Annotated in this window: 15 protein-coding genes; 9 read left to right on the forward strand and 6 right to left on the reverse strand. The window is 71.3% G+C overall.

Annotated features, from left to right (window positions below; translation table 11 throughout):
• Nucleotides 1–108 precede the first annotated feature (108 nt).
• Together M3Q35_RS10515 and M3Q35_RS10520 are read left to right on the forward strand one after the other, a co-directional pair.
• Nucleotides 109–675 carry a DUF3090 domain-containing protein gene (locus M3Q35_RS10515; protein ID WP_273941488.1) on the forward strand — a complete coding sequence of 189 codons (567 nt, stop codon included), beginning with the start codon at nt 109–111 and terminating at the stop codon, nt 673–675.
• A 7-nt stretch (nt 676–682) separates the two neighbouring features.
• Complete coding sequence (locus M3Q35_RS10520; protein WP_273941489.1) at nt 683–1477, forward strand: SCO1664 family protein; 795 nt, start codon at nt 683–685, stop codon at nt 1475–1477.
• An 11-nt stretch (nt 1478–1488) separates the two neighbouring features.
• On the opposite strand, the gene M3Q35_RS10525 is transcribed toward M3Q35_RS10520, so the two are convergent.
• On the reverse strand, nt 1489–2394 hold the full coding sequence (locus M3Q35_RS10525) for an AraC family transcriptional regulator (protein ID WP_273941490.1): 906 nt from the start codon (nt 2392–2394) through the stop codon (nt 1489–1491).
• A gap of 86 nt (nt 2395–2480) precedes the next feature.
• On the opposite strand from M3Q35_RS10525, the gene M3Q35_RS10530 reads away from it, so the two are divergent.
• Nucleotides 2481–2900 (forward strand): nitroreductase/quinone reductase family protein, encoded by a 420-nt coding sequence (locus M3Q35_RS10530; RefSeq protein WP_273941491.1) that lies wholly within the window; start codon nt 2481–2483, stop codon nt 2898–2900.
• 31 nt (nt 2901–2931) lie between these two features.
• Here M3Q35_RS10530 and M3Q35_RS10535 read toward each other — a convergent pair whose 3' ends face one another.
• Nucleotides 2932–3264 carry a nuclear transport factor 2 family protein gene (locus M3Q35_RS10535; RefSeq protein ID WP_273941492.1) on the reverse strand — a complete coding sequence of 111 codons (333 nt, stop codon included), beginning with the start codon at nt 3262–3264 and terminating at the stop codon, nt 2932–2934.
• A gap of 55 nt (nt 3265–3319) precedes the next feature.
• Here M3Q35_RS10535 and M3Q35_RS10540 point away from each other — a divergent pair, with 55 nt between their 5' ends.
• Nucleotides 3320–6301, forward strand: a complete 2982-nt coding sequence (locus M3Q35_RS10540; protein ID WP_273941493.1) for an NHL domain-containing protein — start codon at nt 3320–3322, stop codon at nt 6299–6301.
• On the opposite strand, the gene M3Q35_RS10545 is transcribed toward M3Q35_RS10540, so the two are convergent.
• Both M3Q35_RS10545 and M3Q35_RS10550 read right to left on the reverse strand, forming a co-directional pair.
• The gene (locus M3Q35_RS10545) at nt 6298–6732 is read right to left on the reverse strand and encodes a hypothetical protein (RefSeq protein ID WP_273941494.1); all 435 of its coding nucleotides are present in this window, start codon (nt 6730–6732) and stop codon (nt 6298–6300) included. The genes M3Q35_RS10540 and M3Q35_RS10545 overlap by 4 nt on opposite strands.
• A gap of 108 nt (nt 6733–6840) precedes the next feature.
• A complete protein-coding gene (locus M3Q35_RS10550; RefSeq protein WP_273941495.1) occupies nt 6841–7878 on the reverse strand; it encodes a trypsin-like serine peptidase in 1038 nt (345 codons plus the stop codon).
• A 434-nt stretch (nt 7879–8312) separates the two neighbouring features.
• Here M3Q35_RS10550 and M3Q35_RS10555 point away from each other — a divergent pair, with 434 nt between their 5' ends.
• Nucleotides 8313–8639, forward strand: coding sequence for a YciI family protein (locus tag M3Q35_RS10555; RefSeq protein ID WP_273941496.1), 327 nt, complete (start codon nt 8313–8315; stop codon nt 8637–8639).
• Nucleotides 8636–10318 carry a DUF6596 domain-containing protein gene (locus M3Q35_RS10560; protein WP_379794065.1) on the forward strand — a complete coding sequence of 561 codons (1683 nt, stop codon included), beginning with the start codon at nt 8636–8638 and terminating at the stop codon, nt 10316–10318. Before M3Q35_RS10555 ends, M3Q35_RS10560 begins: the two co-directional genes overlap by 4 nt.
• On the opposite strand, the gene M3Q35_RS10570 is transcribed toward M3Q35_RS10560, so the two are convergent.
• Nucleotides 10302–11483 (reverse strand): trans-sulfuration enzyme family protein, encoded by a 1182-nt coding sequence (locus tag M3Q35_RS10570; RefSeq protein ID WP_273941497.1) that lies wholly within the window; start codon nt 11481–11483, stop codon nt 10302–10304. The genes M3Q35_RS10560 and M3Q35_RS10570 overlap by 17 nt on opposite strands.
• A gap of 62 nt (nt 11484–11545) precedes the next feature.
• Between M3Q35_RS10570 and M3Q35_RS10575 the strand changes: the two genes are divergently transcribed.
• The 3 genes from M3Q35_RS10575 (at nt 11546) to M3Q35_RS10585 (ending at nt 13720) form a co-directional block, all read left to right on the forward strand.
• The gene (locus M3Q35_RS10575) at nt 11546–12970 is read left to right on the forward strand and encodes an aminotransferase-like domain-containing protein (RefSeq protein ID WP_273941498.1); all 1425 of its coding nucleotides are present in this window, start codon (nt 11546–11548) and stop codon (nt 12968–12970) included.
• A 57-nt stretch (nt 12971–13027) separates the two neighbouring features.
• A complete protein-coding gene (locus M3Q35_RS10580) occupies nt 13028–13339 on the forward strand; it encodes a PASTA domain-containing protein (RefSeq protein WP_273941499.1) in 312 nt (103 codons plus the stop codon).
• 153 nt (nt 13340–13492) lie between these two features.
• Nucleotides 13493–13720 (forward strand): PASTA domain-containing protein, encoded by a 228-nt coding sequence (locus tag M3Q35_RS10585; protein ID WP_273941500.1) that lies wholly within the window; start codon nt 13493–13495, stop codon nt 13718–13720.
• Here M3Q35_RS10585 and M3Q35_RS10590 read toward each other — a convergent pair.
• Nucleotides 13710–14471: an SDR family NAD(P)-dependent oxidoreductase gene (locus tag M3Q35_RS10590; RefSeq protein ID WP_273941501.1), complete on the reverse strand. Its 762-nt coding sequence runs from the start codon at nt 14469–14471 to the stop codon at nt 13710–13712. The genes M3Q35_RS10585 and M3Q35_RS10590 overlap by 11 nt on opposite strands.
• Nucleotides 14472–14481 lie beyond the last annotated feature (10 nt).

A 14481-nucleotide genomic window follows, 5' to 3' on the forward strand; every position in this document is an offset into this window, starting at 1 on the left:
ACGACCCTAGCCAACCCCGGCCGCGCCGGCGCGGGCCTTCTGCTCACCGTGAAAGCGGAGGGGGACGTGCGGCCCGGACGGGCGGGATCGATTAGGGTCATGAACGCCATGGCTCGTGTCATTCATGTATTCCGCCAGCCCGACCGGTTCGTCGCCGGGACCGTCGGGGAACCTGGTGACCGCACCTTCTACCTGCAGGCGGCCGAGGACGGCCGCCTGGTCAGCGTGGTGCTGGAGAAAACGCAACTGACCGTGCTCGCCGACCGGATCGGCTCGCTGCTCGAGGAGGTGCAGCGGCGGTTCGGGGCCGAGGTGCCCGAGAGCCCGCCCGACGACCTGGTCGACACCGAGCCGCTCACGGTGCCGGTCGAGGAGGAGTTCCGCGTCGGCACGATGGGGCTGGGGTGGGACGCCGAGTCGACCGCGGTGGTGGTGGAGCTGTTGGCCGCCACCGAGGACGAGGTGGACGAGGCGGTGGTGCTCGACGACACCGAGGAGGGCCCGGACGCGGTCCGGGTGTTCCTCACGCCGCCGGCCGCCCGCGCCTTCGCCGTCCGCGCCGACCGGGTCGTCAACGCCGGCCGCAAACCCTGCCCGCTGTGCGAGGAGCCGCTCGACCCCAGTGGTCACGTCTGCCCGAGGCAGAACGGCTACCGCCGCACCGAGGACAGCTGAGCCCGCGGTGCTGCCCACCGACCCCGGGGCGTTGGAGCTGGTGCAGCGCGGCCGGATCGAGGTGACCGGCCGGCTGGTCGACGCGTCCAACGCAACGCTGTTCGGCACCATCAGCCGGCACGGCGTGCAGGCCAACTGCGTGTACAAGCCGATCAACGGCGAGCGGCCGCTGTGGGACTTCCCGGACGGCACACTGGCCGGCCGCGAGGTTGCCACCTACCTGGTGTCGAACGCGGCCGGCTTCGATCTGGTGCCGCCCACGGTGTTACGCCCGGGCCCGTTCGGGCCCGGCATGGTGCAACTGTGGGTGGACACCGACGAGGACGCCGACCTGATCGACATCGTGTCGACCAGCGAGGTGCCCGACGGCTGGAAGGCCGTGCTGCACGCGACCGACCGGTACGGCGATCCCGCCGTGCTGGCCCACGCCGACCACCCTCGAATGCGGCTGATGGCGGCGATGGACGTCGTCGTCAACAACGCCGACCGCAAGGGCGGGCACGTGCTGCACACCGCGACCGACGCGGTGTACGGCGTCGACCACGGCATCTGCATGCACGCCGAGAACAAGCTGCGGACCGTGCTCTGGGGTTGGCTCGGCGAGCCGCTGCCGCCCGAGGCCGTCGAGGCGCTGCGCAAGCTGCGGGCTGGGTTGGACGGCGACGTCGCCGAGCAGCTGTCCGAGCACCTGACACGGCGCGAGGTGTCGGCGTTGATCACCCGTACCGACCTGCTGCTGGCCGCCGGCGCCTACCCGGAGCCCTCCGGCGAGTGGCCGGCGATTCCCTGGCCGGCCTTCTGACTTCCCTGCATTCACGACGCGCGGGTCGCGGTGCGGTACTGGCCCGGCGCCTGAGATCGGGATCGCCGGAAGGCCCGGCTGAAGGCGTACACCGAGGTGTAGCCGACCGAGTGGGCGATGGCGTCCAGGGTCTCGTCGGTGTCGCGCAGCCGTAGCGCCGCCAGGTCCATCCGCCAGCGGGTCAGGTAGTCGGCGGGCGCGACGCCGACCACGGTCTGGAAGCGGCGGGTCAGAGTGCTTCGGGACGTCGCCAGCGTGGCCGCCAGGGAATCCGTGGTCCACGGGCGGGCCGGCTCGTCGTGCAGGAGGCTCAACGCCGCGCTGATCACCGGGTCGGTCAGCGCGCTGAGGCAGGTGCCGCGCACCTCATCGGGCTTGCCGGCCAGCCACACCCGCAGCACCTGCACCAACAGGATGTCGACCACCCGGTTGAGCACGTACGAGGTCGCGGCCTGCGGGTGCGCCAACTCCCGGGCCAGCAGCCGCACGGTGTCGTCCAGGTAGACGCCGTGCTCGGCCTGGATGTGCAGCACCGGCGGCAGCGCCGACATGACCTGCGTGGTCACGGCGGGGTCGTGCTCGTAGCAGGCGGCGAGGATGTGCGTCTGTACCTCGCCCGTGCCCAGCCGCAGCACGCTGCCGGCGGCGTTGCAGTCCGGGCGTGGCATACGCGCCACGTCGGGGCTGCTGCCCAGCGAGTGCGGCGTGCCGCTCGGCAGCAGGACCACGTCGCCCGGCATGAGCTGCCGCGGCTCGCGCTCGGCCACGCAGAGCCAGGCCGTGCCCGAGGTGACCGCGTAGAACGCCGCGCCACGCAGCTTGAGCGAGGTCAGTCCCCACACGCCGCCGGCCTCGATCCGCGCGCCGAGCACACCACGTACGCCGCCGACCGCCAGCATGTCACCCAACAGGTCCATGCTCGCCATCGTACTGACGCAATCAGCTATGGATCTGAGCGATTCAGCTATCGATCGACCCACTGCGCGCGTCATATGGTCGAGCCATGACCGAGATCGACTTCATCGAGATCAACCGCCAGGTCGTCGCCGAGTTCCGGACCAACGGCGGCAAGGGCAGCGGCATGGTCGAGGGCTACCCGATCGTCCTGGTGCACCACCGTGGGGCCAGGTCCGGCATTGAGCGCGTGACCCCGCTCGTGCCGTACGTCGAGGGCGACCGGATCTTCATCTTCGCCAGCAAGGGCGGCAGCCCCGAGCACCCCGCCTGGTTCCACAACCTGGTGGCCCACCCGGAAACCGAGGCGGAGTACGGCACCGAGCGCTTCCCCGTGGTGGCACGCGTGCTGACCGGCACGGAGCGCGATGACGTGTACGCCAAGCACTCCGCCCTCCAGCCCCAGTTCGCCGACTACCAGCAGCGCACCGAGCGGCTCATCCCGGTGATCGAGCTCCAGCGGGTGTGATCAGTTGAGCCGCCAGCGCCGGCATAGAGCTTCACGGCTCGATCACCAACTCGGCGATCCGGTCGCCGCGCAACGTGAACTGGAACCGCAGATCGACTACGCCACCAGGGAAATCACCCTCCAGGTGCTGCACCGCCACATGGTGTTCGTCGTCGACGCGGTGGGTGGACAGCAGCGTCGTCGTGTACTTCACGGCCGTCGCGCGGGCCAGCCAGGCGCGGATCTCGGCGGGGCCGCGGTAGGTGTGGCCGTCGTCGACGGCCACGGCGTCCTCGGTGTAGCAGGCCATGGCCGGGTCCAGGTCACGGGCGTTGTGGGCGGCCAGGTAGCGGGTGACCACCGCCGGCAGGTTCGAGTTGCTCATGTCGACGACGGTGAGCCCTCCCGCAGGGAGAGGGTCAAGCGGGCACAGTGGAGCCATGTTCGGCGGAGTGACGATCGGCGAGTTCGCGCGGCTGACCCATCTGAGCGTGCGGACCCTGCGCCGCTACCACGAGTCGGGGCTGCTGGCACCGGCCACAGTGGACCCCGACAGCGGCTACCGCTACTACACCGCCGACCAGATTCCGACCGCGCAGGTGATCCACCAGCTGCGCGAACTGGACGTGCCGCTGGCCGACGTGGCCAAGATCCTGGCCACCGAGGACGCCGAGGAGCGAGCGGGCCTGGCCGGCGAACATCTGCGGCGGCTGGAGGCGGAGCTGGCCCGAACCCGGGCCGCCGTGCTCTCCCTGCGACGCCTGCTCCGGCCGCACGACGACACCCTGCGGGTGGAGCTGCGCAAGATCGCCGCCAGGACGGTCGCCGGGATCGAAGACGTTGTCGCGCAAGACGATGTCCTGTCCTGGTACGACGAAGCGATGGCCGAACTCGATGCCGCCATCGAAAGCCGGCCGCTCGGACCACCCGGCGGTCGCTACGCCAACGAGCTGTTCACCGACGGCCGGGGCACGGTCCTCGTCTACCGGCCGGTGGCGGATCCGCCGGTCCGGGGCCGGGTGCACCCGGTGCACCTCCCGCCGAGCGAGCTCGCGGTCGTCGTCCATCCCGGGCCGCACGACGACATCGGCGTGACGTACGGCCGGCTCGGCGCGTGGGTCGTCGACCACGCCCTCGCCGTCGACGGTCCCGTGCACGAGACGTACCTCGTCGGCCCGCGCGACACCCCGGATCCGGCGGCCTGGCGTACCGAGATCGGCTGGCCGGTGTTCCGGCTGGCCGTGACCGACGTCATGCCGGGAAAGAATCCCGGACAAACCGGGAATCCGCCCCCTGACACCCGGTCCGGCACCGGTCAGCCTCGTCGACAGCACAATCGACGAGGGGAACCCATGCGCTCGAGATGGATCGCCGGCGCGCTCGCCACGGTCGGCCTGCTGACGGTGCTCGCACCGGTCGCCCAGGCCCGGCCGTCCGGGCTCGGCATCGTGACCACGCTGGCCGGCGACGGCTACGCGCGGTACCCGCGCCCGGGCGTCACGATGAAGCTGCTCAACCCGGAAGGCGTGGTCGTCCGCAACGGGTCGGCGGTCGTGGCCGACACCTTCAACCACCGGATCCTGCGGATGTCGTCGACCGGCCAGGTCGACCTGGTCGCGGGCACCGGGGACGGCGGCTTCAGCGGCGACGGCGGCGATCCCCAGGCCGCCCGGCTGAACGTGCCGATGGGCCCGGCGCTTGACGCCTCGGGCGCGGTGTACTTCGCCGACCGGGACAACAACCGGGTCCGCAAGGTGGCCGCCGACGGCAGCATCGTCACCACGATCGCCGGGGGCGCGGGCGGCAGCATCGTCACCACGATCGCCGGGGGCGCGGGCGGCGGTTTCGGCGGCGACGGCGGGCCGGCCACCGCGGCCGGGCTCGCCTCGCCCAACGGTGTCGCGGTCGACCAGGCCGGCAACGTCTTCATCGCGGACACCTTCGACAACCGGATCCGCAAGGTCAGCCCGCAGGGCGTGATCAGCACCGTGGCCGGCAGCGGCCCGACCGGCCCGTTCGACGGCGCCTACGCCGGTGACGGCGGCCCGGCCACCAACGCCCGGCTCAACCAGCCGACCTCGGTCGCCGTGGCCGGTGACAGCACGCTGTACATCGCCGACACCGGCCACGGCCGGATCCGCCGGGTCACGCCGGCCGGCGTGATCACCACGTACTCCACCGTCGCGGCCGGCGCGGTGTCGCTGGACCCCAGCGGCAACCTGCTCACGGCCACCAGGGACAACCAGATCATGCGGATCCCGCTGAGCGGGCCGCCGACCTTCATCGCCGGCAACGGCAGCAGCACCTCGTCCGGCGACGGCGGGCCGGCCACCGCGGCCGGCGTCGCGTCGCCGACCGGCGTGGCGATGGACACCGACGGCTCGATGTTCATCACGCAGGCCGACAGCCACGTCCGCAAGGTCGCCATCAGTGGGACCATCAGCACCCCGGCCGGCGGCGGGACGGCGATCCCCGCCGTGGACGGCCCGGTCGCCGGCATCGCCGTGCAGACCACCGGCATCGCGCTCGCCCCCGACGGCGCCATCGTGATCGCCGACCACTACCGGATCCGCCGGCTGGCCAACGGCGTGTTCAGCACGCTGGCCGGCACCGGCGTCGGCGGCACCGGCGGTGACGGTGGCCCGGCGACCCAGGCCCAGTTCTCCGGACCGAGCGGCATCGTGCTCGCCCCCGACGGATCCCTGTACGTCGCCGACGCCAACGTGATCCGCAAGGTGTACCCGGACGGCACCATCCGCCGTTACGCCGGCACCGGCGCGTACGGCTTCAGCGGCGACGGCGGGCCGGCCACCCAGGCCACCTTCAGGTCACTCGGCGGCCTCGCGCTCGACGGTGCCGGCAATCTGTACGTGGCCGACACCAGCAACGAACGCGTACGCCGGATCAATCCGGACGGCATCGTCACCACCGTGGCCGGCAGCGGCGACCGGTCGGGCCCGCTCGGCGACGGCGGTCCGGCCCTCATGGCGAGTCTGTACGAGCCCGACCACGTGGGGATCGACGCGGCCGGTGCGCTGTACATCGCCGACCCCGGCAATGTCCGGCTGCGCAAGGTGGCCAACGGGACCATCACGACGGTCGCCGGCAACGGCCAGGACAGCTACTCCGGCGACGGCGGCCCGGCCACGGCGGCCGGACTGCACGTCAGCGACTTCGCCTGGGACGCCGCCGGTGTTCTGTACGTGCTCGACAGCCACCACCAGCGGATCCGCCGGATCACTCCGGACGGCCTGATCAGCACCGTCGCCGGCACCGGCGTGATCGGCTTCAACGGCGACAACCAGCTGGCCACCGCCACCCAGCTGACCTTCCCCAACTCGATCCGGGTCGGCCGGGACGGCAGCGTGTACTTCGGCGACGGCTACGGCCTGCGCCTCCGGAAGATCACGTTCAACGGTTAGGCAGCGCCGTCGCGGACCTGGCGGCCGCCCAGCGGTGACTTGAGCGTCACGGTGGTCTCGAAGGACGCGGCGATCATGGGCTGCTCTCCGCCGCACTGCGCGGTGGGGAGCCGGCCCAGCTGCACGGTCACGGTGACGGCGTCGGCGGTCTCGGCGACATCGACCCGGCCCAGCTTGGCGCAGTCGGCCTTGCCGCCGGCGGTGTACTGCACGACCAGGTCGGTGCCCGTACCGGCGGTGACCCGGTCGAACCGCGTCTTGCGCAGGTCGACCACGGACGGGTCGGGGACGGCGTGGTTGAGGCCGGTCGGCGCGCCACCGGTGGGCATCGGCAGGTTCGTGGACGAGACGTCGGAGGAGCCGTTGCCGGGATGGACCGAGCCGCAGCCCGTCATGAGCAGCAGCAGGGCCAGCGCGGCGCCGGCGGGCATTCTTCGCATCATGTCCCCGGGACGCCGACCGGCCGATATTCGGTTGCACGAAAACCGGGGATGCCGCGTGACGGCATCCCCGGGTCATCCGATCGGACTATTTTCTACTCACGTCGAAATGTTGCGCACGGAGTTGTAGAGACTCAGCACCTGATTTCCGTAGTACGGCGAGTACATGTACTGCGGCAGCGAGTTGTACTTGAAGTCGTTGTGCCCGTTGATGTAACCCCAGTTTCCGTCGAACGACATCAGCCAGGCCCCGCCGGACGAGCCACCGGTCATGTAGTTGACCATGTAGATGGTGCCGCCGCCGCCGTTGTAGGTCGGGCCGTTCTCACCGACCAGGCAGCAGCCGTTGAACGGCGCGGCCTGCGGGTAGCCGAAGGCGTACACGTACTGGCCGATCGGGTAGTTCCAGGCGATGCCCTGCCCGCCGAGGTAGTCGGTGATCCGCCAGCCGTTGTTGCGGTACAGCACCGCGGAGCCGACGTCGTTGGCGAAGTCGTTGTTGTTGTTGAACCACGCCGTGGTGGTCCACAGCTGGTAGGCGTACCAGTAGCCGTAGGGCGCGGACCCGCTGGCGTAGTTCGGCACGAAGGTCCAGTTGGTGTTCCAGGCCTGGCCGTCGGACACGCAGTGGCCGGCCGTCCAGACCTCGGACTTGCCCTCGGTGTTGACCACGGTGGCCGAGCAGACGTAGTTCAGGCCGAAGCTGGTGAAGAAGACCTTGCCGTAGGTGCGGGCCACCGGGTGGCCGACCGGGTAGTTCGGGTAGTACGCCTGGGGCGTCACGTCCTGCGCACCGCCGACCGCCTTGGGCTCGGCCTTCGGCGCGGCCGCCGCGACCTGGCCGGCCGGCCCGGCCGGGCCGTTCTGCGCCGCCGGCGCGATCCCGTTGCGGTCCTTGACCGCCGGGATCTCGGTCTCCGGTCTGGCCGCCTTCATGCGTTCCGGCGTCCAGTAGGCGGCCAGCGCCTGCTCATGCGCGTCGACGCCGGCGCCGTGCACCGTGGCCGCGACCTCCGGGCTGAGCCCGGCCGGGCCGGACACCACGCCGGTGTCGGTGCTCGCGCTCGCGCCGTTCGCGGCCAGTCCGACGGCCAGCAGCGCGGCCGCCACCGCCGCGCCGAATGCGGATAATTTCATGAATTCGTTCCCCTTCATGAGAAATGAACTCGAAATTTGCCCGGCCAACGCTAGCGGTCACCCGTCGTCCCGAAACGCCGCCGTTCGGAGATTCCGGGTCGGCGTGCCGAATGCGTCAAGGGTCGTTCACAACGGGCAAACAATGCGCTGGCCCGTCCGATGCATGCGCGACAATTCCGCCGTACGGGTGCCGGGTGGGGGAATCACCGACCTGAATCGGCCCCTACGAACGGCGCGGGCCGGCCGGTCGACGGTCACGGAAGCCGGCGGGCGCAAGGGTGTCGGCCGGTTGTCTCACGCCGGGTGGCGACGGTCACCGCGTCGTCACGGGCTGCATCCGCAGCAAGGTTCGGCATCCACCGGTCCGGCAAGTGTCCGACCCGGGTGGTTCCATTCGACGTGTCGGTGCGAACCGATCCGAGGAGGGACCCACCATGCAGTACGCGTTGCTGATCGCCGGTGACCGCGAGCCCACGCCCGATGAGCTGGCCGTGGGCTGCGGCGGCTGGTCGGAGGAGATGGCCGAGCGCGGCGTCGTCCGCGGCGGGGCCGGCCTGCGGCCGCCGACCGAGGCGACCACCGTGCGGGTGCGCGACGGCGAGGTGCTGCTGACCGACGGGCCGTTCGCTGACACCAAGGAGCAGATCGGCGGGCTGGTGCTGATCGAGTGCGCCGATCTGGACGAGGCAGTGGAGATCGCCGCCCGGCATCCGGCCGCCGGCTACGGGATGATCGAGATCCGGCCGATGATCACCCTGTGATTTCGGCCGACGACGCTGTTGCCGAGGCCTTCCGTACCGAGTGGGGCAAGGTCGTCGCGACGCTGATCCGGGTCACCGGCGACTGGGACCTGGCCGAGGAGTGTGCCCAGGAGGCGTTCGCGGCCGCAGTCCGGCAGTGGCCGGTGGAGGGTGTGCCGCGCAAGCCGGGCGCGTGGCTGACCACCATCGCCCGGCACCGGGCCACCGACCGGATCCGCCGCGAGGTCGTCGGCGCGGCCAAGCTCAAGGAGATCGCGGTGACGGCCCACGAGCCGGACGTCCCGGTCGACAACGCTGGTATCGAGGACGACCGGCTCCGGCTGATCTTCACCTGCTGTCACCCGGCGCTGGCCTTCGAGGCCCAGGTGGCGCTGGCGCTGCGCACGCTGGCCGGGCTGAGCATGGCCGAGATCGCCCGCGCGTTCCTCGTGCCGGAGACGACGATGGCCCGCCGGGTCGGGCGGGCCAAGGCGAAGATCCGCAATGCCGGCATCCCGTACCGGGTGCCGCCGGCGCATCTGCTGCCGGAGCGGACCGCCGCGGTGCTCGGTGTGCTGTACCTGATGTTCAACGAGGGTTACAGCACGCCCGAGCGCCGGCCGTTGTGCGACGAGGCCATCCGGCTGGCCCGGCTGCTGACGCAGCTCATGCCGGACGAGCCGGAGGCCGGCGGCCTGCTGGCGTTGATGCTGCTGCACGACTCCCGCCGGCACGCCCGTCTCGACGAGCACGGCGACGTCGTACTGCTGGCCGACCAGGACCGAAGCCGTTGGGACGCAACACAAATCGCCGAAGGACGGGCCGCGCTGGAACGAGTCATGCGGCTGGATCGGCTTGGGCCGTACCAACTTCAGGCGGCCATCGCCGACAGCCACGCCGCCGGCTCCGACTGGCCGCTGATCGCCCGCCTGTACGCACGGCTGGCGATCGTCGTGCCGTCCCCGGTGGTGCGCCTCAACCACGCGGCCGCGGTCGCCATGGCCGAGGGCCCGGCCGCCGGCCTCGCGTTGCTGGACGGCATGGACATCCCCGGCTACCACCTGCTGCCCGCGACCCGCGCCGACTTTCTCCGCCGTCTCGGCCGCCACGCCGAGGCGACGGTGGCGTACGAGCAGGCGCTGGGGTTGGCTACGGCCGAGGCCGACCGGCGTTTCCTGACCGCACGACTGACCGAGACGAGAGGACGGGCCATGCAGCCCACCGTGATCGAGCGGGGCGAGCAGCCCTACGTCGGTATCCGGCGCACCATCACCATGCAGACCTTCCCGGAGCTCGCCGACCGGATGGCCGGCATCGTCGGCTGGCTGGCCGAGCGCGGACTGGCCCCGACCGGCGCGCCGTTCTTCCGCTACCTGGTCATCGACATGGCCGCCGAACTGGTCGTCGAGGCCGGTTTCCCCGTCGCCGGCCCGGTCGAGGGCGACGGGGAGGTCTTCTCCGACGTCCTGCCGGCCGGCCGCTACGCGTCGGTCACCCACCACGGCCACCCGAGCGAGCTGATGGGCGTGACCAAGCAGCTCAACGAGTGGGCCGAGGCCAAGGGCCTGCGCTGGGACGCCGAGCAGACCCCGGCCGGCGACAAGTTCGTCTGCCGGCTGGAGATCTACAAGACCGATCCCCGCGTGCAGCCCGACATGTCGCAGTGGGAAACCGAGCTGGCCTTCAAACTGGCCGACTAGGGAGTGCCTGCTCGACGTCGGCCCAGATGTCTTCTGCCTGCTCGATGCCGACCGACAGCCGGATCGTGCCCTCGGTGATGCCGGCGGCGGCCAGCGCGTCGGCGTCGAGCTGGCGGTGCGAGGTGCTGGCCGGGTGCAGGACCATGCTCTCCACGCCGCCGAGCGACGCCGCGAGCTTCACCAGCCGCAGGCCCTTGGTGAACGTGTAGCCGGCGTCGCGGCCGCCGGCGAGGTCGAAGCTGACCATGCCGCCGAAGTCGGACAGCACCCGCTTGGCCACGTCGTGGTCGGGGTGCGTGGGCAGGCCCGGGTAGTGCACCTTCGTCACGGCAGGGTGCGCGGCCAGCAGCTCGGCGATCCGGCTGGCGTTGGCGCAGTGCTGACGCATCCGCAACGCCAGCGTCTGGATGCCGCGCAGCGTCAGCCATGCCGCGAACGGGTCGATCATCGCGCCCATCTCCATGGTGTGGTGCCAGCCGTGGCGGTAGCGGGCGTCGTCGGCGAAGACCAGGATGCCGGCGGTGACGTCGGAGTGGCCGCCCAGGTACTTCGTGATCGAGTGCAGCACGACGTCGGCGCCGTGCCGGATCGGCTGGCACAGCAGCGGCGTGGCGAAGGTGTTGTCCACCACCGTGATCAGCCCGGCTTCCTTGCCAGCCTTGAGGAACGCCGGCTGGTCGGCGACCCGCGTGACCGGGTTGGTGATCGTCTCCAGGTACAGCATCTTCGTGGTGGGCCGGACCGCGGCGGCGACCTCGGCCGGGTCCTCGCCGGGGATGTAGCTGACCTGGACGCCGAAGTTGTCGTGCAGGTAGGACAGCGCCGCATAGGTGCCGCCGTACAGGCAGCTCTGCGCGATCACGTGGTCGCCGGTCTTCAGCACGCCCAGCAGCGCCGAGCTGATCGCGCCCATGCCCGACGCCGTGGCCACCGCCGCCGTGCCGCCCTCAAGTGCGGCGACGGTCTCCTCCAACGCCCGCGTGGTCGGGTTGCCGTAGCGGCTGTAGGCGAAGCCGCGGTCCGGGCCGGTGAGCGCGTCGGCCAGCGCGTCCGGGTCGTCGAAGCCGAAGTTGGACGCCTGGTAGAGGGGCACGCTGATCGGGTGCGAGTTGGGCAGGGTCGGGGTGTGGTGGTGGACGACTCGGGTGGCTGGGTGCTGGTCCATGCCATCGAGCCTGCTCGGGTCGAAGTGTCGGGAACAGCGCCAATCCCGGCTAGATTGGTTTGGTGACGGAGCCAAGCCCGTGGCCGGTGGACCGGCTCGTGGCCCAGCTGGGGCGGTGGTCGGCCAGCCGTGGGCCGCTGTACCTGCTGCTGGCCGCCCGGCTGCGTGAGCTGATCGACTCCGGGCTGCTGCCGCCGCGGGCGATGCTGCCGCCCGACCGCACGCTGGCCGGTCGCCTGGCCGTCGGCCGCAGCACCGTGGTCGCGGCGTACGAACAGCTGCGGCAGGACGGCAAGGTCGACCGACATCAGGGCCGGGGAACGTGGGTCAAGCCGGCCGTGCTGGGCGAGGTGCGGCCCAACGCCGTGCCGCCGGCCAACTCCCTGTTCGTGAACTACCTGGAGCCCATGGGCGACGTGCTGTCGCTGGCCTGCGCCGCACCGCAGGATCGGCCGCCGGAGCTGACCGCCGCGCTCACCCGGGCCATCGGGCGGCTGCCCGTCGGCGACATCGGCTACTACCCGCTGGGCCTGCCCGCGCTGCGGGACGCGATCGCCGACCGCTACTGCCGGCAGGGCCTGGCCACGACGTCCGATCAGATCCTTGTCACGACCGGCGGTCAGCAGGCGCTGTCGCTGATCACCCAGCTTTTCGTCGCCCCCGGTGATCACGTCGTCGTGCAGACGCCCACCTATCCCGGCGCCCTGGAGCTGGTGCGTCACACCGCCGCGGTCGTCTCCCCGGCCCTGGCCGACGACCTGACCGCGGTGATCGCCGCGTCACGGCCACGGCTGGCCTATGTCAATCCCACCAACCACAATCCGACCGGCGCCACCATGTCCGCCCTCGTGCGCCGACGGCTGGTCGAGTCGGCCGGCGACACCGTGCTGATCGACGACGAGGTGCTGGCCGACCTCGCTTTCGGCGGGGTTCGCCCACCAGGTCTCGCCTCTTTTGACCATGGGCGGGTTCTCACGGTCAGTTCCGTGACGAAGCTGCTGTGGGGTGGGCTGCGCATCGGCTGGATCCGCGGTTCGGTCGGCGACATCGCCCAGCTCGGCCGGCTCAAGGCGATCCACGACCTCGGCTGCGCCGCCTTGGAGCAGCTCGCCGTCGCCGGCCTGCTGCCGTCGATCGAATCCGTCGTCACCGCCCGGGTCGCCGAGCTCCGCGTGCGCCATGACCACTTGTGTGCCGAGCTGGGCAAACACCTGCCGTCCTGGTCCTTCGAGCCGGCCGACGGCGGCCAGTGCCTGTGGGTCCGGCTGCCGTCCGGTGACGCCTCCGCCTTCGCCCAGGTCGCGCTGCGCCACCGCGTCGCCGTCCTGCCCGGCTCCGCCCTCGGCCAGTGGGACTCCCACCTCCGCATCCCGTTCACCGCGTCGGTCGACGAGCTGTCACTGGCCGTGCGGCGCCTGGCCGCCGCCTGGCACGACTACCGCCCGTCGACCGGCCCCGCGCCGGCGTTGCACGCTTTGGTGGTTTGACGTACGACCGGGTGGTCCGGCCTTCCCGGCCGCCTTCTGCCCTGGTTGGCCGGACGTATGAGGAGAGCTCAGTTCGTCGCCGTCGCCGTGGTGTCGCTGGCCGCCCTGACCACCGCCCCGGTCGCCGCCGCGCCCGTGTCGCACCAGGATTCGGGGATGCCGAACGTGGTCGGCAAGACCGTGTGGGACGCCGAGAACGCCGTCCCGTTCGGCACCCACCTGACGTTCGTCGACGGCACGGGACAGCACCGCAAGGTCGTGTGGCCGGCCAACTGGCAGGTGTGCCGGCAGGACCCCGCCGCCGGCACGCCGCTGACCTCCACCACGGCCGTCACGCTGACGGTGGTGAAGCTCGAGGAGAAGTGCTGATCGGACCACTCGGGTTCTAGGCCGCACGCAGCACATCCGTGGGGCCGTTCGCCCGATCGCAACCGGGCTCGGGGCGGGCAAGGATGGCTACTTCATCCCATCCCCGACCACAGCGGTGTCGCGGTTCGCCGCGCGCCCATGGAGCTGCTCGGCATGAAGAAGATGCCCAACCTGGTAGGCAAGTCGGTCACCCACGCCCGGCTCAAGCTGCCCTTGGCCACCCAGTACGTGTACGTCGACCACAAGTCGCGCAAGCCGGACATCACCTTCTACAGCAACTGGATGGTCTGCAAGCAGGAGCCGGCGGCCGGCGCGCAGATGGCCCCGTACGTGGTGCTCACCGTGATCAAGCGTGGGGAGACGTGCAAGGTCAGTCACTGACCGCGCCGCCGGTGATGTTGAGCGAGGTCGCAGTCATCGAGGCGGCCAGGTCGGAGGCGGCGAACACGGCGACGTTGCCGACGTCGGCGAAGGTGGCGGCGCGCTTGAGCATGGTCTTGGCGACGATCGAGTCGGTGATGCCGTGGCGGGCGTCGAGCTCGGCGGGGATGCCCTCGGGGACGCCGCCGGTGTGCAGGCCGAGGACCCGGATGCCGTGCTGGCCGAGTTCGGCGGCGAGCTGGCGGCGCAGGAAGTCGACGGCGTTGAGGGCGACCTGGAGCCCGCCGATCGAGTAGTCCCGCATGGGCTCGCCGCCGCCGTCGCCGCCGAACGTGAGGATCACGCCGGAACGCTGGCGGATCATGTGCCGGGCGGCGGCGCGGGCGGTGAGGAACGTGGACCGCACGGCGATGCGGATGGGCCGCTCGAAGTCCTCCAGCGCCATGTCGACCAGGGGAGTGCCCTGGTGGTCGGCGATGTCGATCAAGCAGACCGAGATGTCGACGCTGCCGTCGCGCGCCGCGACGGCGTCGGCGTGAGCGGTGACTGCGCCCTCGTCGAGGGCGTCGACCACGGCCGGCTCGGCCTGGCCGCCGTCGGCGCGGATACGGTCGGCGAGGGCGTCCAGGGTCTTGGCCGTACGGCCCGTGACGTGCACCTTCGCGCCGGCGCGGGCGAAGGCGGTGGACATCGCGGTGCCGATCCCGCCGGCGGCCCCGTAGACGATCGCGTTCTTGCCGTTGAGCAGCATGGATTTCTCC

Source organism: Kutzneria chonburiensis (genome assembly GCF_028622115.1).
GTDB classification, from domain to species: Bacteria; Actinomycetota; Actinomycetes; order Mycobacteriales; family Pseudonocardiaceae; genus Kutzneria; species Kutzneria chonburiensis.

Coding starts and splice junctions, on each gene's coding strand:
- M3Q35_RS10515 (WP_273941488.1), top strand. CDS start 109: ATGGCTCGTGTCATTCATGTATTCCGCCAGCCCGACCGGTTCGTCGCC.
- M3Q35_RS10525 (WP_273941490.1), bottom strand. CDS start 2,394: ATGGACCTGTTGGGTGACATGCTGGCGGTCGGCGGCGTACGTGGTGTG.
- M3Q35_RS10530 (WP_273941491.1), top strand. CDS start 2,481: ATGACCGAGATCGACTTCATCGAGATCAACCGCCAGGTCGTCGCCGAG.
- M3Q35_RS10535 (WP_273941492.1), bottom strand. CDS start 3,264: ATGAGCAACTCGAACCTGCCGGCGGTGGTCACCCGCTACCTGGCCGCC.
- M3Q35_RS10540 (WP_273941493.1), top strand. CDS start 3,320: ATGTTCGGCGGAGTGACGATCGGCGAGTTCGCGCGGCTGACCCATCTG.
- M3Q35_RS10545 (WP_273941494.1), bottom strand. CDS start 6,732: ATGCCCGCCGGCGCCGCGCTGGCCCTGCTGCTGCTCATGACGGGCTGC.
- M3Q35_RS10550 (WP_273941495.1), bottom strand. CDS start 7,878: ATGAAATTATCCGCATTCGGCGCGGCGGTGGCGGCCGCGCTGCTGGCC.
- M3Q35_RS10555 (WP_273941496.1), top strand. CDS start 8,313: ATGCAGTACGCGTTGCTGATCGCCGGTGACCGCGAGCCCACGCCCGAT.
- M3Q35_RS10570 (WP_273941497.1), bottom strand. CDS start 11,483: ATGGACCAGCACCCAGCCACCCGAGTCGTCCACCACCACACCCCGACC.
- M3Q35_RS10580 (WP_273941499.1), top strand. CDS start 13,028: ATGAGGAGAGCTCAGTTCGTCGCCGTCGCCGTGGTGTCGCTGGCCGCC.
- M3Q35_RS10585 (WP_273941500.1), top strand. CDS start 13,493: ATGAAGAAGATGCCCAACCTGGTAGGCAAGTCGGTCACCCACGCCCGG.
- M3Q35_RS10590 (WP_273941501.1), bottom strand. CDS start 14,471: ATGCTGCTCAACGGCAAGAACGCGATCGTCTACGGGGCCGCCGGCGGG.